The following is a 19,138-nucleotide window of genomic DNA, read 5'->3' on the forward strand; positions in this document are numbered from 1 at the left end:
ACCATGAAAAAATTTTTATTTACGATAGGGATTGTGCTTGGTGTCTTTCTGGCTTCAGCTCAGGTTCCTGAAAAAATGAGTTATCAGGCTGTGATCCGAAATAATTCGGGACAACTAGTGCCTAATCAGAGTGTCGCAGTAAAAGTCAGCATTTTACAGGGTTCTCCTGCCGGAGCGGCAGTATATTCCGAAAGACTTACTGGAAATACCAATGCCAATGGCCTTGTAAGCTTGGAAATAGGCTCAGGAACAGTACTTACAGGTACATTCAACACGATTGACTGGACTACAGGAAGTTACTATTTAAAAACAGAGACCGACCCTGCGGGAGGAACCAATTATATTATTGCAGGAACCAGCCAATTGCTTAGTGTTCCTTATGCCATGTATGCTAAATCAGCAGGTGGTGGAGGCGGTGGATTCACTCTTCCCTATACCAATACTCTAAACAATGCATCTTCTCTCTTTTCACTTATCAATAATGGTGATGGCACTTCCTTGGAAGGTGTTAATATGACTACTACTTCGAACATAGCAGCCATCAGGGGTATCGTCAATAGCGCAAGCCCCGGAGGTTTTTCTTCAGGACTTCGAGGAATCAATAATGGTACAGGAGGTTTAGGTGTAGGTGTATACGGAAGCCAGGCAGGAAGCGGATGGGGTGTCTATGGAGTGACTCCTGATGGATTAGGGGTGTATGGAAATGCGAGTGCCAATGGATATGGTGTTTATGCAAACAGCAATACAGGAACAGGTCTAAATGCCACCAGTAATAATGGTATTCCGGCCAATTTTTCAATTTACAATAATGCCAATAACAATAATGTCATTGTCGCCAATTCTGTAGGAAATGGAACAGTAGTGAATGTTACCACCACAGGAAACGGCGCCGGTGTACGAAGTTCAACAGGAGCAGGATTTGGGATCCATGGGATTACAAGCGCTCAAACTTCAGCCGGGGTTGTAGGAGACAACAATGGAAATGGAGAAGCTGTGGTAGGACGAACTACCAGTGATATTGCAGGAGCTGTAGTGGGTAGAAATGATGGCGGCGGATATGGAGTAAGAGGTTTTGTTGCCACCAATACCACCGGAACCGGAATAGGTGTTTTAGGACAAATCGGGCTCAACAGCAGTACAGGACGTGCAGGACGCTTTGAAAACTTTAATACCACCAACCTTAAAAATACTTTTGAAGTAGAAACCAACGGAAACGGAAATATCCCTGATAATACACAGGGTAATGCCGCATCTTTCTTGGTGAATAACACGAACAGTGTGGCTGCCGCCGTAAGAGGTGAAGTCAAAACCATTTTCGGAAACTTTGGGGCTGCCGGTATTTTTGGTATTTCATCTGGAACCGGAGGTTTTGCGGGACTTTTCCACGCTTCAAACGTTTCAGGAAACGGTCCAGCATTAGTTGCCATAACAGATGGTAACGGAAATGCCATTACCGCCAATGCGAGCAAAGACGGAAATGGTGTAGAGACCAATATTGATGGCGCAGGTAATGCTCTTTATGCATGGGTACCCTCGTTTGCTACGGGCCGCGCAGGAAGATTTAATATTTTCAACACCTCGAATACGAGTGACGTAATTACGGTAACTACCGTTGGAAATGGTATTGCCGGAAATTTCAAAGTGGATAGAGTTACAGGAACTTCTCCAGCCGTAAGAGGAGAAGTCAATTCTCAGTTTGCTAATTTCGGAACAGCGGGTATTTATGGGGTATCTTCCGGAACCGGGGGCTATGCAGGATTATTCCACGCCAGTAATCCGGCAGGAAACGGACCTGCCTTGATCGCCATTGCAGACGGAAACGGAAATGGTATTACCGCCAATGCCTCGAACACCGGAGATGGTGTAGAAACTACAGCCGACGGAACAGGAAACGCCATTTATGCATGGGTTCCTAATTTTGGTAACGGACGTGCTGCCAGGTTTGTTAATTATAATACCGCTAACACCAACCCTCCCCTTACCGTAGAGACCCACAGCACAGGATCAATAGCGGTATTTAAATCCGGAAACCCCGGAACTGTAAATGTGGCGCGTATCAATTCTGCGGGAAAAGGATTTTTTAATGACGGAACCCAGAACAGTGGTGCAGACGTAGCAGAGGCCTTTGATGTGGAAGGAACTATTTCTGAATATGAAACAGGAGATATTCTGGTCATTTCAACGGATTCAGACAGAACCGTAGAAAAATCTTCAAAACCTTACTCTACTCTTGTAGCCGGAGTTTATGCAACCAAGCCAGGAGTATTACTTACCGAAGAGCATATAGATGCAGACATCTCCGATAAAGTTCCTATGGGAGTTATCGGGGTGATTCCTACTAAAGTATGCCTGGAAGGTGGTAAGATTAGGAGAGGAGATATGCTGGTGACCTCATCAAAACCAGGTGTTGCTATGAAAGCTGACCTGAAAAAGGTAAAAGTAGGGCAAGTAATCGGCAAGGCACTTCAGGATTATGATCAAAATGAAACCGGAAAAATAAAAGTTTTAGTAAACATTAAATAAAATACCATGAAATCATTATATATCATCCCCTTTCTGGCACTAAGCCTAAACATTTATGCTCAAGAGAGAACCTCCACCGGGCAGATTGAAGATCAGGAACAAATTGTAAAACAGGCCAAAGAACGCCAACTACAGTTAACGAAAAGCCTTGAAGAAAATGCTCCTCTAAAGCAAGCTCCTAATACTTTGGTCTCAGAGCAAGGTCTTAAAGTAAATACCCAGGAAAATAAAACCCAGCCTGTAAATGCAAACAATACCGGTGGAAAGCTATTACCTAACACTGCCAGTTTTGAAGAGATGTTATCAACAATTCCCAACAGGCAAAAAACACGTAAAACATCTATTGATTCTAGGAACACAAACAACAATGTAGTAGGGCTTCCCAATACCGCAACATTAGAAGAAATTAAAAAAACAATACCTAAAAACTAATAACTGATTCAATGGGAGAAAAGTCCGCAGATTGCGGACTTTTTATTTTGTACAGATCATTAGTCCCAATCAGCAGCCACAAATTTCATCACTTTTCCTTTTTCATCAGATAACGTGAGGAAATGTCCTTCTACTGAATATGTTGTCATTTTATCAAAACTTTTAGCAAATGCTGTCTCCAAAGCCATGTTCTGACATGCCATCATCGTACTCCCCACTCCGGAAATTTTCACTTTCCCATTGCTTTTAAATTCCGAAGTAAAAAATATTTTATTACATCCCATAAACGCTCCGCCACGGATCTTACCTTCTTTTTTTTCTGCGGTGAGATTGATTCCTGCTTTATTTTTAATGAGCTGCTCTTTAGTAAAGTCCTCAAAAGAAATTAACATCCACTCTCTTTGAATATAGGGATTTTTAACCTGTGCGGATGAACAGCTTATCATTACTCCCATGATCAATGGTAAAAAAAGCATTACTATTTTTTTCATAACTGTCTTTATCCCATTTTCATACCATTTCCCAACAGAATATCGTAAAAATTAGTAAATTAGCGACACAAAAATTTAATTTATAAAAATGAAAAGAATATTTCTACTATTCACTTTCTTGTTGAGTTTTGCTCAAATGAGAGCAGATGAAGGGATGTGGCTTTTAATGCTCATCAAAAGACTTAATGGTGTTGATATGCAAAAAGAAGGCTTGCATCTGACTCCGGAAGAAATCTACTCTGTTAACAATTCAAGTCTAAAAGATGCTATTGTAAGCTTTGGCGGTTTCTGTACTGGAGAAATTGTTTCAGACAAAGGTCTTATTTTCACTAATCATCACTGTGGTTATGGAGCTGTAGCAGCTGCTTCTACTCCGGAAAAAGATTATTTGAAGAACGGATTCTGGGCCATGAAGCAAAAAGATGAGTTCAATGCAAAAGATTTATATGTAAGATTTTTAGTTAGAATGGATGATGCTACGCAAAGAATCAATTCCAAACTCAATAACAATATGACCGGGGAACAGAGAAAGGCTGTGATTGATGCTGAAACAAAAGCTATTCAGGCAGAAAACTCTGAAAACGGAAAATACACTGTTGTAGTAAAAGATTTCTTCAACGGAAATGAATTCTACTACTTTGTGTACCAAGATTATAAAGACATCAGATTAGTAGGAGCTCCGCCTTCTTCATTAGGAAAATTCGGTGGTGATACAGATAACTGGGAATGGCCAAGACATACCGCAGACTTTACTGTTTTCAGAGTGTATGCGGATGCTGCAGGAAATCCAGCGGAATATTCTCCAAGCAACGTACCATTAAAGCCTAAGCATTTCTTACCAGTTTCTCTTAAAGGGATCAAGCCTGGTGATTTTTCAATGATCTTAGGATATCCTGGTAGAACCAACCGTTACCTGACTTCTTACGGTATCCAACAAATGGTGGCTAAAGATTATCCGGCTTGGGTAGAAGCTTCTAAATTAGCAATGGATGTGATGAAGAAGTATATGGATAAAGATAAAGCAACTCAGCTTAACTATGCTTCTCAATATGCATCTGTTGCCAACTACTGGAAAAACAGACAGGGAACTATTGATGCTGTTGCTAAAAATGGAACGATTGCCGATAAGCAAAACATTGAAAAGATCTTCAGAGACTGGACTTTAAATGGAAATCTTGAATATGACGGAGTATTAGAGGCCATTTCTTCTTATTACAAACAGGTTTCGGACAGAAACGTTGAGAGAAACTATATGACCCAGCTTTCAAGAAACTCAAAATATCTTAGCATTGCTTATCAATTAGGATCTGTTCTTAGAGCTTATGCAGAGCAGGATCTACAAGGAAGACTTGCTATGAAGCCAAAAGTGGATGCAGCTGTGAAAAGTGTATATGAAAACTTTAACACCCAGCTGGAAGGAGAAATGTTAAACTCCATGGTTAATCTTTATCAAACAAGAGTAAGCAAAGAGGTTGCTTCTCCTACATTAATGGCATTAGATGCTAAAAACTTATCTAATGTAGCATTCTCCTCTATTTTTGCTAATAAAACGTCTGTTACTAATTTTATTTTAAATCCGGACCGTCTTAAGCTTGATGCTGATCCGCTTTTGAAAACCTCTAACGGATTAGCTACAGATCAAAGATTATCTGCTGAAAAGTATGCTAAAGTAGATGACAATTTTGCTAAAAACAGCCGTTTATTCTTAGCAGGATTAATGAAAGCAATGCCTGAGAAAAAATTCTATCCGGATGCTAACTCTACGATGAGATTAACTTATGGAACGGTTGACAGATTGCCTGTAAGAACTGACAGAAACTACCACGGGGTTACTGACAACTATTATACGGATATGACAGGTCTTGTAAACAAATACAAAAAAGGTGATGAAGAATTCGATCTTCCACAAAGAGTAATTGATCTTTACAACCTGAAAGATTTCGGACAGTATGCAGATGCTGCAGGTTATATGCCTGTAAACTTCCTTTCTAATAATGATATTACTGGTGGTAACTCTGGTTCTCCGGTAATTGATGGCGACGGAAACCTTATAGGTATCGCGTTCGACGGAAACAGCGAAGCTTTAAGCGGAGATATCGTTTTCGAACCAGAATGGCAAAAAACGATCAATGTTGACGTTCGTTTCGTTCTTTGGGTAATTGACAAATATGCAGGAGCAAGAAGATTAGTAGATGAATTAAAACTTGTAAGAGGTGAAAATACTCCTCCTGACACAAAGACTAAGAATTCAGGGACTACTTCAGAGCCTAAGAAAACCAAAAAGAAAAAATAATCCTCATTATATTATTTTGAAAACCGTGAAGTTATTTCACGGTTTTTTTATTTTTGAAATAAATTAATTGTTGACCTTATGAAATCTGAAGCTATCCAATTTTCAGCCATCATCAAGCAAAACGGGAATATGAATGCCGCTTTTGTAGAGTTTCCCTTTTCTACGGAGAAGTTATTCGGAAAGAAAGGACAGGTAAAGATCAAAGCTTTATTTGATGATGCCATTGAATATCGTGGAAGTCTGGCTAAAATGAAATCGGATTGCCATATTTTGGGCTTAACGCAGAAAGTTAGGAAGCAGCTTGGAAAGACTTTTGGAGATGAAGTTTCAGTAAGCCTGATTGAAGATAAAGAAGAAAGAACTGTGGACATTGCAGATGACATCGCCTTGGTTTTCAATGAAAATCAGGAAGCAAAAGAATTATTTGATAAAATGAGCTATACTCATAGAAAAGAATATATCCGCTGGATCGAAGAGGCCAAAAAAGCTGAGACCAGGGAAAACAGAAAAGGGAAAATGATCCAGATGATCCTGGAAGGGAAAAAAGGGATTTAGAAAAAATCCGGATAACAAATTATCCGGATTTATTAATTTCAATTACTTAAGCAAGAAGACCAAGATATTTCAGATAGGCATCCAGCATTTTTTTATCAAACACCGGCTCCTCAATACCAGATCCTTCCAGAAAACGGATTACGTTTGAGCAGTCCCAGATATAGGTGTTCTGATAAAGCTCTACCGTAGATAATCCCTCATGCATATTATCTTTAAAAAGGCTGGTGAGTGGATAGAGGCGGTTTTTGCTGTCATTTTCCCACTGTTCTTTCCATTCTTTATAAGGGAGTCCCTCAAGAGTAAATGGATAATATTTTTTAATCAGGCTAAAGAATCCTTCCAGAGTAAGGTTAGTCTCCGGTCTTGCAATCAGATTAAACTTTTTACCAATGGCATCTTTATTTTTTGTGATATGTGCCATTGCTTTGGTCATATAATCAACAGTGATCAGCCCTTCTCTAAGCTCCGTCAGCATTGGATATGATTTGAATTCCACACAGTTCTTAACCAGACCTGACCACCATTGATAAGGTGCACTGGCACCAGTTTCACTATGGCACATCGCATACCCTAACCGATAAGTAATTAAGGGCAACCCTTCCTTTGCGGCTAAGTCAGCGATTGCTTCCATTACCCATTTGCTTCTTACATACCCTATATCCTTACTTACAGACATTAGATTCTGAGAGATATCATCACTCTCTAACATCACTGTTTTGCCTGTAAACACATGACCCCAGCTGTATACAGAAATGGTAGACAGCAAAGCAAGACACTTGGTTCTCTCTGCTCCGGCAAACCGGATGATCTCCCGTAAACCTTCCACATTAGGGGCTTTCATATAAGAATAAGGTTCAATAAAGTTTACGGAGCTTCCTGAGTGATAAATAAGATCTATTGTTTTTGCCAACTTATTGAACTGTTCAGCCGAAAGTCCCAATGACGGTAATGCAAGATCTCCTATTACCGGAATAATCCTTGGCTTTTGTATTTCTTTACGAGGAACATGGTATTGGGAAAAACAACGATCAATTTTATCCATGGCATGAAATTCATCTTGTGCCCTTACCAAACAGTAAATATCTGCTTCCGTAGTATCCAGAAGCTCCTGCAACAAATGTATGCCTACAAACCCTGTAACCCCTGTTAAAAATATGGTTCCGGGATTTTCTATCTGACCGGGATTAAATCCGCCTGCAAATACAGTTCCGGGATTCAGATAAACATCCTGCTGCAATTCCACATAAGGTTCAACATCTTCTACAGGCAAAGCTTCCCTGGCTTCTTTAGCTCTTGCTATAAGTACTTCAGCAAGATCTTGCAGCACAGGATATTGGTAGATATCACGCATATAGACTTTTACATCCAATCTTTCTTCTAAAACTGTTGCTACTATGGCCACCAAAAGAGAGTTTCCTCCGATATCAAAAAAATGATCTGTAATATTGATTACCGGACGTTCCAGCTCTGCAGCCCAGATATCTGCAATGATCCTTTCTGTTTCGTTAGTAGGAGGTTCTACTGCCACAAGCTCTTTCGCTTCCTTATCTGCCAGTTCTTTCAGGAAGTTTACATTGGTTTTCCCATTTGCTGTTAAAGGTATTTTATCAATAGTAATGATCTGGGCAGGAATCATATAACCGGGCAGCTCTTCTTTAAGCTGATTTCTGACTGTGGCAATGTTTTTTTCTTCTCCTGGTTGTAACACAATAAAAGCAATCAGGTATTTATTACCTCCTGCACTGTCTTTTGTAATGACAACAGCTTCGTGTATACTTTCCATACGCATGAGTGTCCGTTCTACTTCTCCCAGTTCCACACGAAACCCCCGAATCTTAACCTGATTATCTATTCGCCCCAGGAATTCAATATCTCCTTCCGGAGACCAACGGGCAAGATCCCCTGTGCGATATAATTTTTCTCGTTCTTTGAAAGGATGAAGAATAAATTTAGCTGATGTAAGCTCTTCATTATTGAGATAACCCTTGGCCAAAATTGCCCCGCCGATATAGAGTTCCCCAGTTGCTCCTACAGGTAACAACTCCATCTGTTCTCCTAAAATATATGCCTGAGCATTGGCAATAGGTTTTCCAATTGAGGATACGTATCGTCCCCCTACATCCTTCACTTTTTTAAAAGTAGCATATACCGTACATTCAGTAGGGCCGTAATAATCGATCAATTCATAGTTTAAACCATCGGTAAGCACCGGTTTGAGTTTTTCTCCTCCCGTAAAAAGGTACTGTAATTTCAGATCATCATATTTTCTGGTCTTTTCAACAACAGCTGGGATCAGAACAGTAGGGGCGAAACCATGGGTAATCCCATTCTTACGGTAAAAATCCGTTAATGCTGAAGCGTCCGTACGTTCATCATTATCAGCTATAAAAATAGTGGCTCCTGTAGTTAACGCAGACCATGTTTCCCACACCGATATATCAAAAGCCAACCCGGCAACCAGAGTTAGACGGGAAGAGTCATCTACCTGAAAATAATGATTATGCCACGTCACGAGATGCTGTATGCTCTTATGCGTTACCATCACTCCTTTAGGATTACCTGTAGACCCGGAAGTATAAATAGTATATGCCAGTGCATCATAATGTATCATTACTTCTGGTTCTAAAACCGGAAATTTCTCCAGTAGGTGTTGATTCAAATGGTATATCTTATCCTTTACATCTCCTTTTAATAACTCTCCCAATGTTTCATTAGTAATAATAAGATCCGATGAGGTATCTGAAAGGATATACTCCACTCGTTTTACCGGATAGGCTGGATCTATAGGAACATAAGCGGCTCCTGTTTTTATAATCCCCAGAATGGCTACAATCCAATCCAAAGAACGATCAAGCCAAACAGGAACATACATTCCTTCCTTTACCCCTTTTTCAATGAGGTTATGTGCCAACTGATTACTCTTCCGATCCAGTTCCTGATACGTAATCAGTTGATTCTGATATACAGCAGCGACATGATTTGGAAAATTCTCAGCCTGCTTTTGAAAGAGTGTCACGAGGGTTTCTTCTTGTCTGTATTCCCATGCCGTTTTATTAAACTCATACAAGAGCTTATCTCTGTCTTCAGGAGATAATGTTACCGGTTTTGTTGTTGAAATTAAGTTTTCCATAGTAATAATTTTGGTTGGTAAAAGTTATGTTGGTTGATTTCAATCTTTCTTGGCGTAAGATTACTGTCTGTACCTTACGGATAAATAGAAATTTTAGGAAACAGAGGATGTGCAGTGCAAGTAAACAGGCACTGTTTAATTTGAGTTTCATATTAGTTTTAGTTTGGTGTTATACGGAACCAGAATTAATCCGCATATGAATAATTCACGGTCCGCTTCAATATTTTATTTATATTATAACATTATGACAGCATTTATAGAATTATACATATTCATAATGAAATATCAATAAAACATCAATAATCAAATTTAACATAATATTTTAACCCTGCAAAGAAAAACAGAAATTTCTCCCTAAACAGAGAGTTATAATTATATCGAGCCCTTGCGATAACTTTAAATATAGGGGGAATTAAGAAAAAGGGTTCTGGATTACATATTCCAGAAACCTCTGTCCAGACTTCTATACTGTATCGCTTCCGAAACATGATGAGATAGAATAGATTCGGACTCTTCCAGGTCGGCAACAGTTCGCGCTACTTTTAAAATCCTGTCATAGGCTCTTGCGGAAAGGTTTAACTTTTCCATTGCTAACTTGATGAGATTGAAGGAGGCCTCATCCAATTGGCAAAATCGTTCAATTTCTTTGGGTCCAATTTGAGCGTTATAACTGATTTTTAAATCTTTATATCGCTCTCTCTGAATCTCGCGGGCAATCAAAACTCTTTGTCTGATGTCTTCACTTTTTTCTCCTTTCCTTTTTTCTGCCAGCTGTTCGAATTCTATTTTCTGTACTTCAATATGGATATCAATACGATCTAAAAGCGGTCCGGAAAGCTTATTCATATATTTCTGCATTTCAAAGGCAGAAGACGTATTGTTTGGATCATCAGGAAAAAATCCGCTTGGACTGGGGTTCATAGAAGCTACCAGCATAAAGCTCGCCGGATAATTTACGGTAAATTTCGCTCTGGAAATAGTAACTTCCCGGTCTTCTAAAGGTTGTCTCATGACTTCCAGCACAGCCCTTTTAAATTCAGGCATTTCATCTAAAAATAAAACACCGTTGTGGGCTAAAGAAATTTCTCCCGGTTGTGGATAACTTCCGCCACCGACGAGTGCTACATCAGAAATCGTATGATGAGGTGACCTGAAGGGCCTTACTGTCATTAAAGAGGTTTCGGTTCCTATTTTCCCAGCTACGGAATGTATTTTTGTAGTTTCCAGAGCTTCTTTTAAGGTAAGAGGAGGCAAAATACCGGGAATTCTTTTGGCAAGCATCGTTTTTCCGCTTCCTGGAGGTCCGATCAAGATAATATTGTGTCCGCCTGCTGCTGCCACTTCCATCGCTCTTTTGGCTGTTTCCTGGCCCTTCACTTCAGAAAAGTCAAAGGGAAACTGGCTGATCTTTTCCTGAAATTCTTTTGAAGTGTCCAGCATTTCTCTTGGAATAGGTTTTCCCTCGTTAAAAAACTCAATCACTTCTTTAATATTTTCCACACCATATACTTCAAGATCACTTACTACCGCCGCTTCACGGGTATTCTGTTTAGGAAGAATAATTCCTTTAAAACCTTCTTCCCGGGCCTGAATGGCAATAGGTAAAACTCCTTTTATAGGTTGCAGGCTTCCATCCAGGGACAATTCTCCCATGATAATATACTGGTGAATATTTTCAGCAATAATTTGATCTGATGCCGCTAAAATTCCAATAGCAATACTCAGATCATAAGCAGATCCTTCTTTCCTGAGATCCGCAGGAGCCATATTAATAGTAATCTTCTTTCCGGGTATTTTGTATCCGACATTTTTCAAGGCGGCTGAAATCCTGTAACTGCTTTCTTTAATGGCATTATCAGGAAGCCCGACTAAATGATAACCAACTCCACCTGTATCTACATTAACTTCAATAGTAATCGTCTGAGCGGCAACTCCGTGAATTGCGCTTCCATAAATTTTTATCAGCATATTTTGTGTTTTATGTAAATGTAATATTTTTTATAAAAACCTATGAGTGAGAACTTTTAAGGAACGACGAAAAAACAATTTCATTAAAAAATTATTGATGAAAATTATAAACACACGTTTCCTTTATTTTTGAAAATTTCAATCAAAATAAATCAGAATTTAAAAATGGATAAAATAAAAATCGGCGCAAATAAATTTGCGCCGATCAAACCATTATTGAAAAACTAAACAAATCCTCTCTTGGATCCATTTATATCTTGAGTCTATTACTTCTTGATAAATTTGTTCTTATAGATTTTCCCATCAGAACTTTTGGAAACGATAAAGTAATTTCCAGCTGTAAGCTTGCTTACATCTATTGCTTCAGTATATTGATGATTGCTTTTCTTTAAAACAAGCCTTCCAGAAGCATCTACTATCGAAATATCCGCATACGCTTTATCTGTTTTTTTCCCAATGTAAAGAAGTTGAGTAGTTGGGTTTGGATATAAAGTCAGATCATTTTCTTTAGGTGTTGTTTCTCCTGTTCCCAGACTGCAAAAGCTCCAGTTTCCAAAATTGAGCTTAACAAATCCGCCCAAGCCTAAGAATTCACATTGATCCGGGCAGTATTCCGTACATGCATAAAAACCATATTCTCCGGATGTAGTTGCCACATAGGAATCTCCTACAGCACCACTAATAATACACGGATCTCCCGGAACAGGCGGAATATTACTTGGTGTACATTTATACCATGTATGAACTCCGTATAAGACAGGAAATGTATTTTCAAATGTTACGGAAGCTCCTTGACAAACATTATATTCTCCAGCATCAATCTGCTGATACGTTCCCGGAGTTAAGGTAGTCAACATAGAAGGAAGACCATAGGCATAGCCATCTGCCATAATAGCCGGGCTTTCCGCGGTACAATCATTCAGGGTAACAACTACTTTAAAATAATAAAGCATGTCATTCGTCCCATCAATGGTTAACGTTTGTGATGTCGCTCCCGGAATAGCCACCCATGGATTCGTATTAGGGGTTTGCCAGGTCCATTCCTGTTTATACCATTGATAAGTTCCATACGTTTGTGTAGATAACACTTCGGTCTCCGTATTACAAAAAACGACTTTATCGGGGAACATGACGCCTAATCTTGGACTTGTGATAGTAGGGGTAAGTGAGCATTGTGCTTTAATATTCAGCATTCCGATGAATGCATAAAAAGCTAAAAAAATTAATTTTGTCTTCATAGTCAATTTTTTGTTGGTGATTTTCTTTATGATTCAGTCATTAATTATTAATTAAAACCCTTATTCCGAACTTCATATTAAAATTCAGCGGCTTTTCCTTATAAATGGTATTGAGATCACTATTATCCTTAAAATGATAACTTACTCCCGGTTCTGCATAAATTCCTATATTGTTGATGATCTTGTATTGAAATCCTAATCCGCCATTTACAGAAATTTGAGTGGGTTTGGTTTCCAGATTTTCTGTTTTTTCTTCCTTTACTTCATCATTGACGATGTATTGTGTTTTGACATTTCCAGCCACCGCTTTTTCAACCAGAGTACCTCCTGTAACATATCCCGTAAATCTGCCTTTCTGTACCGCATTATAATTAACCTGTACCGGAATTCCGACATAATGAACATATTGATCGCTTTTGATCAGATTGGATTCACTGCCGGAACGAAGCTCTGATGATAGTTTCGTATAGTTCACTCCGGTTCCTAATCCCCATTTTTTTCCAATATTGTAATACAGCGAAACGCCTAAGGTTACAGGCACTTTATGTCTTACTTTTGCCTTTACCTCTTCATCCTGGTTCGCTAATAAAACCTGTGTCAAAGGGTTTTCATGAAAATCAGAAATGGTAAATACATCATCAACACTCATTGGGCTTCCATTCATTGTTGCATAGCCCGGAAACTGCTGTGCCGAGCTGGAAGATGTGCTTCCGGTAAGTACGTTGAGCATCCAGGATTTCTTGGACTGTCTTTTGGTTATTTTGGGTTTATCATTCATTAATGGATTTTCTTCTTCCACCTCATTCTTTGACAGCTCATCTGTTCTATTTTCAGTATTGAATAGATTTTCAGCAGTAATTTCATTTTCTTTCTGTACTTGTTGTGTACTTTGTTTCAGCTTTTCTATCGTTTCATTATTGATTTTTTCTGCTAAGTCTGAATTCCTTCCCTCTGGTGATTTCCCGATTATTTTATCATAGATTTTGGCAAAAATATTTTTTGACTGGGTTTCACCGGATGTTACGGATTCTTCGCTTTGTTTTCCTAAACTATTGTCAGGAATATTTATATTCTTAGTTGATATATCCGAAGAATTATTGATTCCGGAATCGTGTTTTGAATATATTTCTTTTGGCAGATGCTCTTCATTAGCCCTATCAAATAATCTTTTTCCAATGATGAATAAAAAGGCAAGAGCAGCAGCCATTCCCACCATACGATATAATAATGGTCTACCATTATATCCTGAAGGTTTTTCTTCTTTTTTGTCGGCCTCATTATTACCCACTGTAAAAAAAACAGCCTTATTTTTTTCATCTTCACAGAATAATTCATCTCTGATGTCATCCCACCATTCATCTGGAACATCCTCAGTGTGATCTTCCATTTTTCTGCGCAGGTTATTTAACCATTGATTACTCATATTGTGCTTCTTTTGACATTTTATATTCTTTAACTTTCTGAACAAGCATCGCTTTAGCTCTATGAAATTGTGAGGCTGAAGAATTTTCTGCAATTCCTAAAAGTCCGGCAATTTCTTTATGGCTTTTCATTTCAAATACATACAGATTGAAAACTGTTCTATATCCTTCGGGAAGAGACCGTATCATTTTCATGATGTCATTTTGCGGGATTTCTTCCAGATTAGGTTCTTCTTCATTTGGGAGATCGGAAAATTCAAATTCTTCATCAACCCATTTAAAATCTGGGTTTTTCTTAATATATTTCAACGACTCATTGACTACAATACGGGTAATCCAGGCTTTCAAAGAACCATTTCCCCTATATTCGAATGATTCTATGGAGCGGAACATTTTTATGAAACTATTCTGTAAAACATCATGTATATCGTCTTTACCAATAATATAGCGGGAGCATACATAGGACAGATGACCAGAATAAGCCCTGAAAAGTTCTTTCCAGGCCGCTTCCTCTTTCTTCAGAAGGCGATTCGCTAAAATCTGTTCCTTGTTTTCTTCCATTTATTTTTATGTTCCTTATAGGACAATCTCTTCATGAAAAATAGATTGCGTCTTTAACAACGCAATCTATAAGCATCATCAATTAACTATTTTAATTTTTTATGCAATAGGGGAAGTCATATTTAATTGTTGCAAAAGGATCTAACGTTAATCCGTCCACTGTTATTTTTTCTGCCACCAAGCCAAATCTTAGTGAAAAATCCTGTCCTACATAGAACCCTTTTTGTTTGGCCGCCAATGTTACTACCGTATTTTTATTGGTTCCGTCCACCGGGATCTGGAACTGAAGAGTTTTGGGTGCAAATGTCAGCTCCACTACATTATTTGCTGTATTGATCTTTGATGTATATTCAAGATTATATTTCACTTTTCCTATTGCCGTCAATGCAGCTTCTGTTTTCACAGGATCCCCTACTACTGTTTTTACAATTTCCCTGATGGGGAATTCTGCAAATTTAATGGTATCTTTTTTGGCCGTAAAATTTATTATTTTCTCATTCTGATTTCCGCCTTGCGTGGTAATCAGCTTTCCTTTATAATTCCCGTTCACATCTTCCAGCTTTACTGGTATTGGCTCGTAATCATCATCACAGGATATTACAAAAAGACTTAGAAACAAAACAGCTATAAAAGCTTTAAGCACTATCAATTTTTTCATTCGTTTAATTCTTTACATTATACATTATTGTTGTGAGTACTCATTGATATAAATCCTGGCTCTTTGAAAATCTTGCATGGAATTTTGAAAAAGAGAGATTTTTTTATTTTTTTATTTCATGTACTGAAATAATCTTGGCTTTTTAATCTATGATTTCTATCTGTTTTAATACATTTGTTAAAACAATAATTGGATGAATTTCGAACAAATCAATTTACATCTTGATGCTTACAAAGAACATGATCAAATTATAGATGCTGCAGAATATTTAATCCGTTCATTTAATCTGGAGCATGAAAATTTTGCGGGCTTTGGGTTCAGGGAAGAATTTTCTCCAAATTCTATGCTTTTAACCGCTGAAGGAGAATTAGGACAGCCTCAGAAAGTAATGATTCCTAAGAATATATTTGATTTTGATCTGAACCTTGTTCTCAATATGGTGGCTCACGAAATGCTTCATGTAAGACAAAAAGCTCCGGGAAATGTGATTGAAGATAAAAACGAACGTGAATTCCAAGCATATTACGAAATGCTTTTCCACAAAGTTTTTCCTCAAATTCCTGATGTTACGGATTTTCATAAAAAATTTTTCGGAAATAAAGCATTGGAGTATTACAGGAGAATGGGAGAAGGTTCGGAATTACAAAAACAATATGCGGAACAGAAAACAGAAGTAGAACAATTTATTAATTCATTACCATAATGATAAAGCCAGAAATAAGCTGGGAAGATTTTGAGAAAATAGATATAAGAACCGGAACAATTATCTCAGCTGTTGATTTTGAGAAGGCAAGAAATCCTTCTTATCAGTTAGAAATTGATTTTGGAGATTTGGGCATCAAAAAGTCTTCAGCACAAATCACCACGTTTTATACAAAAGAAGACCTGATCGGCAAGCAGATTTTAGCCATTGTCAACTTCCCTAAGAAGCAAATTGCCAATTTCTTTAGTGAATGTTTGGTATTGGGAGTTTATGGAGACAATAAGCAGGAAGTGACATTGCTTACAACATCACTTCCCACTAAAAATGGTTTTCAGGTAGGTTAAACCTACTGTTGTAATGTTTTAGTTCCTAAATTGGTAATCTGCCCGAACGCTACCGAAACGTTACTCGTATTTTCATCATTATACCCGGTGCTGTCATCTGCATCATAAGAAACAGTATAGGTACCCTGAGGTAAACCTGAGAACATAAAGAATCCATCCGGATTTGGTATTGCCGTAGCAATGGTATCAGTTGCCACAATAGCATGTACAACCGCATCAGCCGCTGCGGGCTGTACATATCCTTTTATCTGCCCGTTGGTAAGCTCAGAAAAAGTTCTGATGACAGGTTTCAGGATATAAGATCCATTTCCCGTAGTCACAATAGATCTTCCTGCATCGAAATCTATCCATACTGTATACGCTCCATTGGCGGCTAACGTTTGGTGCCAGTTAAATTTAAGACCACTCTGCTGTGCGGAAGGAGTCTGTAACGGATAGGTTACACCATTAACAACCAACGTGTTATTAGGCCCCAGAACCATTCTCATTTGAGAGACATTCCCTGCGGGAAGTACCGCCTGACCCAAAACCACATCGGTTCCGTTTTTAAAATTAAGCAGATTGTATACTCCCGGGCTTGGAAAATTCAATGGAATCCATTGCCCATCACTGTTAATTTCAATTCTCTGAATATCAACATTAACAGCATCATACGCTGCGGGGCCATCCGTAAGCCTCACATTGACTGTAGCAGTACCACTCCCATCGGAATCGTCATTACATGACCCCATGAAAAGTAAGCAGATACTGCTTCCTAAAATTAATAGCTTCTTCATAAAAATATATTTTGTCTCTATTAAACGCTTTGGTAGTTCATATATTATGCCATATCTTTCCATCCTAAAAAGACAAAAAATGATACAGCACATTCCTTTGGAAAAAATTTTATTCCTTGATATTGAGACTGTTCCGGGCGCCGGTTTATGGGAAGATCTTTCAGAAACCGATCAGAAACTTTGGGATAAAAAGACCCGATTTCAAAGAAAAGAAGAGATTACCGCACAAGAGTTTTATTCCGAAAGAGCAGGAATTATGGCCGAATTTGGGAAGATCATATGTATTACTATCGGAATGCTCGAAAAAAATGAAACATTGAAGATCAAAAGTTTTTCCGGTCATAATGAAAAGAAGCTTCTTCAGGAATTTGGTGAACTTTTTAACAGTCCGCGGCTTCGAGATGTTATTCTTTGTGCGCATAACGGAAAAGAGTTTGATTTTCCCTGGATCGCAAGAAGATTCCTGATCAATGGTATGCAACCTCCGGTTCCTTTTCAGATGTTTGGAAAAAAGCCTTGGGAAATCCCTCATATTGATACAATGGAACTTTGGAAATTCGGGGATTATAAAAGTTTTGTCTCTCTTGAATTACTGGCGCATGTCTTTGGAATTCCCACTCCTAAAGATGATATAGACGGCTCAATGGTTTCATCAATTTACTACATAGAGAAAGACTTGCAAAGAATTGTTGACTATTGTGAAAAAGATGTCTTAACTTTGGCAAATATTTTCCGGCGTATGCGCCAGGAAGATTTATTGAAAAGGTATATCAATTTAGATTAAAAAATGAAATTTACAGACGATCAGATTGCTGATATCGGAGAAGATATCATAAAGGTACTTAAATCTGTGTATGACCCTGAAATCCCGGTGGATATTTATGAGCTAGGACTGGTTTATGACGTACAGATCTCCGATGAAGGCGATGTAAAAATTATCATGACACTTACTACCCCGAATTGTCCTGTTGCAGAAACGCTTCCACAGGAAGTAAAAGATAAAGTTTCGGATGTAGAACATGTGAAAAGTGTTGATTTAGAGCTTACATTCGAACCAAGCTGGAATAAGGATATGATGAGCGAAGAGGCGAAATTTGAACTCGGAATGCTTTAATAAAAATACAAAACCGCAGAAATGTCTGCGGTTTTTGTTTTATAGATCTTTTGCTATTTCCTTATCTCTTCTGCTCCATTCGCTCCAGGATCCTACATACAGGTTAGGAATCTGGAAACCAGCATAATCTAAAGCCAGAATGGTATGACATGCCGTTACTCCCGATCCGCAATGGATGATAAGTTTTTCAGGCTTATTCCCTAACAGTTTTTGATATTTTTCTTTTAAAATCTCGGGTGATAAGAAGTTTCCGTTCTCATCAAGATTCTCTGAAAAAGGAATGTTGATAGCTCCCGGAATATGTCCCGCCACCAAATCTATCGGTTCCGATTCTCCTTTGTAGCGATAAGCATCTCTTACATCAATAACTATAGAGGATTTGTTTATTAATTCATTTTCAACCTCTTCCAAGCTTGAAACAGGTAGAAGCCAGTGGTCTTTTTTAATTATTGGAGTCGTTTCAAAAACCTCTTCACCTGATGAGAATTCTACACCTTTCTTTTCCGCAGCTTGCATCCCTCCATCCAACACCTGAACATTTTCAATCCCAAAAGCTTTTAGCATCCACCAAGCTCTCGCAGCCGCATTAGATCCATTTTTATCATCATAAACTACTATATGAGTATTTTCTGAAATTCCCAGCTTTGAAAGAGTTTCACCAAATTTTTCAATATGAGGAAGAGGATGTCTTCCACCAAATGCAGCATCTTCTCCAATATCTGCCAAATCTTTATCCAAATCTACAAACCTGGCTCCTTTGATATGCCTGTTCAGAAAGATTTGATGAATATCTTTTCCTGTTCTTGTGTCAAGAATGACAAGGTTTTCAGAGGTAATATTTTTTAATTCGGATGAAGAGATAATTGGGGACATTTTGTAGATTTTGGATTAATTATTATACACATTAAAATAAAGACGGGCTAAAAACCCG

17 protein-coding genes are annotated in these 19,138 nt (G+C 38.3%); 8 read left to right on the top strand and 9 right to left on the bottom strand.

The window, feature by feature from the left end:
* Window positions 1-3 precede the first annotated feature (3 nt).
* A complete protein-coding gene (locus EGI05_RS15750; protein WP_123263981.1) occupies window positions 4-2,523 on the top strand; it encodes a beta strand repeat-containing protein in 2,520 nt (839 codons plus the stop codon).
* 6 nt (window positions 2,524-2,529) lie between these two features.
* Entirely contained in the window at window positions 2,530-2,955 is a 426-nt protein-coding gene (locus tag EGI05_RS15755; protein ID WP_123263982.1) for a hypothetical protein, read from the top strand.
* Window positions 2,956-3,014: 59 nt separating this feature from the next.
* Here EGI05_RS15755 and EGI05_RS15760 read toward each other — a convergent pair whose 3' ends face one another.
* On the bottom strand, window positions 3,015-3,446 hold the full coding sequence (locus tag EGI05_RS15760; RefSeq protein ID WP_123263983.1) for an META domain-containing protein: 432 nt from the start codon (window positions 3,444-3,446) through the stop codon (window positions 3,015-3,017).
* Window positions 3,447-3,534: 88 nt separating this feature from the next.
* On the opposite strand from EGI05_RS15760, the gene EGI05_RS15765 reads away from it, so the two are divergent.
* Both EGI05_RS15765 and EGI05_RS15770 read left to right on the top strand, forming a co-directional pair.
* Window positions 3,535-5,739, top strand: a complete 2,205-nt coding sequence (locus EGI05_RS15765; protein ID WP_123263984.1) for a S46 family peptidase — start codon at window positions 3,535-3,537, stop codon at window positions 5,737-5,739.
* A gap of 78 nt (window positions 5,740-5,817) precedes the next feature.
* A complete protein-coding gene (locus EGI05_RS15770; RefSeq protein WP_123263985.1) occupies window positions 5,818-6,294 on the top strand; it encodes a YdeI/OmpD-associated family protein in 477 nt (158 codons plus the stop codon).
* 46 nt (window positions 6,295-6,340) lie between these two features.
* Here the strand turns inward: EGI05_RS15770 and EGI05_RS15775 are convergent, their stop codons facing one another.
* The 6 genes from EGI05_RS15775 to EGI05_RS15800 all read right to left on the bottom strand — a co-directional run bounded on the left by EGI05_RS15775 (window position 6,341) and on the right by EGI05_RS15800 (window position 15,270).
* A complete protein-coding gene (locus EGI05_RS15775) occupies window positions 6,341-9,424 on the bottom strand; it encodes a non-ribosomal peptide synthetase family protein (protein WP_123263986.1) in 3,084 nt (1,027 codons plus the stop codon).
* A 432-nt stretch (window positions 9,425-9,856) separates the two neighbouring features.
* Window positions 9,857-11,392, bottom strand: a complete 1,536-nt coding sequence (locus EGI05_RS15780; protein ID WP_123263987.1) for a YifB family Mg chelatase-like AAA ATPase — start codon at window positions 11,390-11,392, stop codon at window positions 9,857-9,859.
* 266 nt (window positions 11,393-11,658) lie between these two features.
* Window positions 11,659-12,630, bottom strand: a complete 972-nt coding sequence (locus EGI05_RS15785; protein ID WP_123263988.1) for a T9SS type A sorting domain-containing protein — start codon at window positions 12,628-12,630, stop codon at window positions 11,659-11,661.
* A gap of 40 nt (window positions 12,631-12,670) precedes the next feature.
* The gene (locus EGI05_RS15790) at window positions 12,671-14,053 is read right to left on the bottom strand and encodes an outer membrane beta-barrel protein (RefSeq protein WP_123263989.1); all 1,383 of its coding nucleotides are present in this window, start codon (window positions 14,051-14,053) and stop codon (window positions 12,671-12,673) included.
* Window positions 14,046-14,612, bottom strand: coding sequence for an RNA polymerase sigma factor (locus EGI05_RS15795; RefSeq protein ID WP_123263990.1), 567 nt, complete (start codon window positions 14,610-14,612; stop codon window positions 14,046-14,048). The genes EGI05_RS15790 and EGI05_RS15795 overlap by 8 nt, the downstream gene beginning before the upstream one ends.
* Window positions 14,613-14,703: 91 nt before the next feature.
* Window positions 14,704-15,270, bottom strand: a complete 567-nt coding sequence (locus EGI05_RS15800) for a DUF4840 domain-containing protein (RefSeq protein WP_123263991.1) — start codon at window positions 15,268-15,270, stop codon at window positions 14,704-14,706.
* 193 nt (window positions 15,271-15,463) lie between these two features.
* On the opposite strand from EGI05_RS15800, the gene EGI05_RS15805 reads away from it, so the two are divergent.
* Both EGI05_RS15805 and EGI05_RS15810 read left to right on the top strand, forming a co-directional pair.
* Window positions 15,464-15,973 (top strand): hypothetical protein, encoded by a 510-nt coding sequence (locus EGI05_RS15805; RefSeq protein WP_123263992.1) that lies wholly within the window; start codon window positions 15,464-15,466, stop codon window positions 15,971-15,973.
* Window positions 15,970-16,317 carry a tRNA-binding protein gene (locus EGI05_RS15810; RefSeq protein WP_123263993.1) on the top strand — a complete coding sequence of 116 codons (348 nt, stop codon included), beginning with the start codon at window positions 15,970-15,972 and terminating at the stop codon, window positions 16,315-16,317. The genes EGI05_RS15805 and EGI05_RS15810 overlap by 4 nt, the downstream gene beginning before the upstream one ends.
* A 2-nt stretch (window positions 16,318-16,319) precedes the next feature.
* Here the strand turns inward: EGI05_RS15810 and EGI05_RS15815 are convergent, their stop codons facing one another.
* Window positions 16,320-17,093: a DUF4382 domain-containing protein gene (locus EGI05_RS15815; RefSeq protein ID WP_166668358.1), complete on the bottom strand. Its 774-nt coding sequence runs from the start codon at window positions 17,091-17,093 to the stop codon at window positions 16,320-16,322.
* A gap of 79 nt (window positions 17,094-17,172) precedes the next feature.
* Between EGI05_RS15815 and EGI05_RS15820 the strand changes: the two genes are divergently transcribed.
* Window positions 17,173-17,877 (top strand): 3'-5' exonuclease, encoded by a 705-nt coding sequence (locus EGI05_RS15820; protein WP_123264390.1) that lies wholly within the window; start codon window positions 17,173-17,175, stop codon window positions 17,875-17,877.
* Window positions 17,878-17,880: 3 nt separating this feature from the next.
* Window positions 17,881-18,207 (top strand): SUF system Fe-S cluster assembly protein, encoded by a 327-nt coding sequence (locus EGI05_RS15825; protein ID WP_123263995.1) that lies wholly within the window; start codon window positions 17,881-17,883, stop codon window positions 18,205-18,207.
* 39 nt (window positions 18,208-18,246) lie between these two features.
* On the opposite strand, the gene EGI05_RS15830 is transcribed toward EGI05_RS15825, so the two are convergent.
* Entirely contained in the window at window positions 18,247-19,080 is an 834-nt protein-coding gene (locus EGI05_RS15830) for a sulfurtransferase (protein WP_123263996.1), read from the bottom strand.
* Window positions 19,081-19,138: the final 58 nt, after the last annotated feature.

It is taken from the genome of Chryseobacterium daecheongense (assembly GCF_003729955.1).
GTDB classification, from domain to species: Bacteria; Bacteroidota; Bacteroidia; order Flavobacteriales; family Weeksellaceae; genus Chryseobacterium; species Chryseobacterium daecheongense.

Excerpts from the sequence above, each read along its gene's own strand:
- EGI05_RS15795 (WP_123263990.1), bottom strand. The coding sequence starts at position 14,612 with ATGGAAGAAAACAAGGAACAGATTTTAGCGAATCGCCTTCTGAAGAAA.
- EGI05_RS15785 (WP_123263988.1), bottom strand. The coding sequence starts at position 12,630 with ATGAAGACAAAATTAATTTTTTTAGCTTTTTATGCATTCATCGGAATG.
- EGI05_RS15750 (WP_123263981.1), top strand. The coding sequence starts at position 4 with ATGAAAAAATTTTTATTTACGATAGGGATTGTGCTTGGTGTCTTTCTG.
- EGI05_RS15815 (WP_166668358.1), bottom strand. The coding sequence starts at position 17,093 with ATGAAGAAGCTATTAATTTTAGGAAGCAGTATCTGCTTACTTTTCATG.
- EGI05_RS15765 (WP_123263984.1), top strand. The coding sequence starts at position 3,535 with ATGAAAAGAATATTTCTACTATTCACTTTCTTGTTGAGTTTTGCTCAA.
- EGI05_RS15780 (WP_123263987.1), bottom strand. The coding sequence starts at position 11,392 with ATGCTGATAAAAATTTATGGAAGCGCAATTCACGGAGTTGCCGCTCAG.
- EGI05_RS15820 (WP_123264390.1), top strand. The coding sequence starts at position 17,173 with ATGATACAGCACATTCCTTTGGAAAAAATTTTATTCCTTGATATTGAG.
- EGI05_RS15790 (WP_123263989.1), bottom strand. The coding sequence starts at position 14,053 with ATGAGTAATCAATGGTTAAATAACCTGCGCAGAAAAATGGAAGATCAC.
- EGI05_RS15755 (WP_123263982.1), top strand. The coding sequence starts at position 2,530 with ATGAAATCATTATATATCATCCCCTTTCTGGCACTAAGCCTAAACATT.
- EGI05_RS15775 (WP_123263986.1), bottom strand. The coding sequence starts at position 9,424 with ATGGAAAACTTAATTTCAACAACAAAACCGGTAACATTATCTCCTGAA.
- EGI05_RS15825 (WP_123263995.1), top strand. The coding sequence starts at position 17,881 with ATGAAATTTACAGACGATCAGATTGCTGATATCGGAGAAGATATCATA.
- EGI05_RS15760 (WP_123263983.1), bottom strand. The coding sequence starts at position 3,446 with ATGAAAAAAATAGTAATGCTTTTTTTACCATTGATCATGGGAGTAATG.
- EGI05_RS15805 (WP_123263992.1), top strand. The coding sequence starts at position 15,464 with ATGAATTTCGAACAAATCAATTTACATCTTGATGCTTACAAAGAACAT.
- EGI05_RS15770 (WP_123263985.1), top strand. The coding sequence starts at position 5,818 with ATGAAATCTGAAGCTATCCAATTTTCAGCCATCATCAAGCAAAACGGG.
- EGI05_RS15830 (WP_123263996.1), bottom strand. The coding sequence starts at position 19,080 with ATGTCCCCAATTATCTCTTCATCCGAATTAAAAAATATTACCTCTGAA.
- EGI05_RS15800 (WP_123263991.1), bottom strand. The coding sequence starts at position 15,270 with ATGAAAAAATTGATAGTGCTTAAAGCTTTTATAGCTGTTTTGTTTCTA.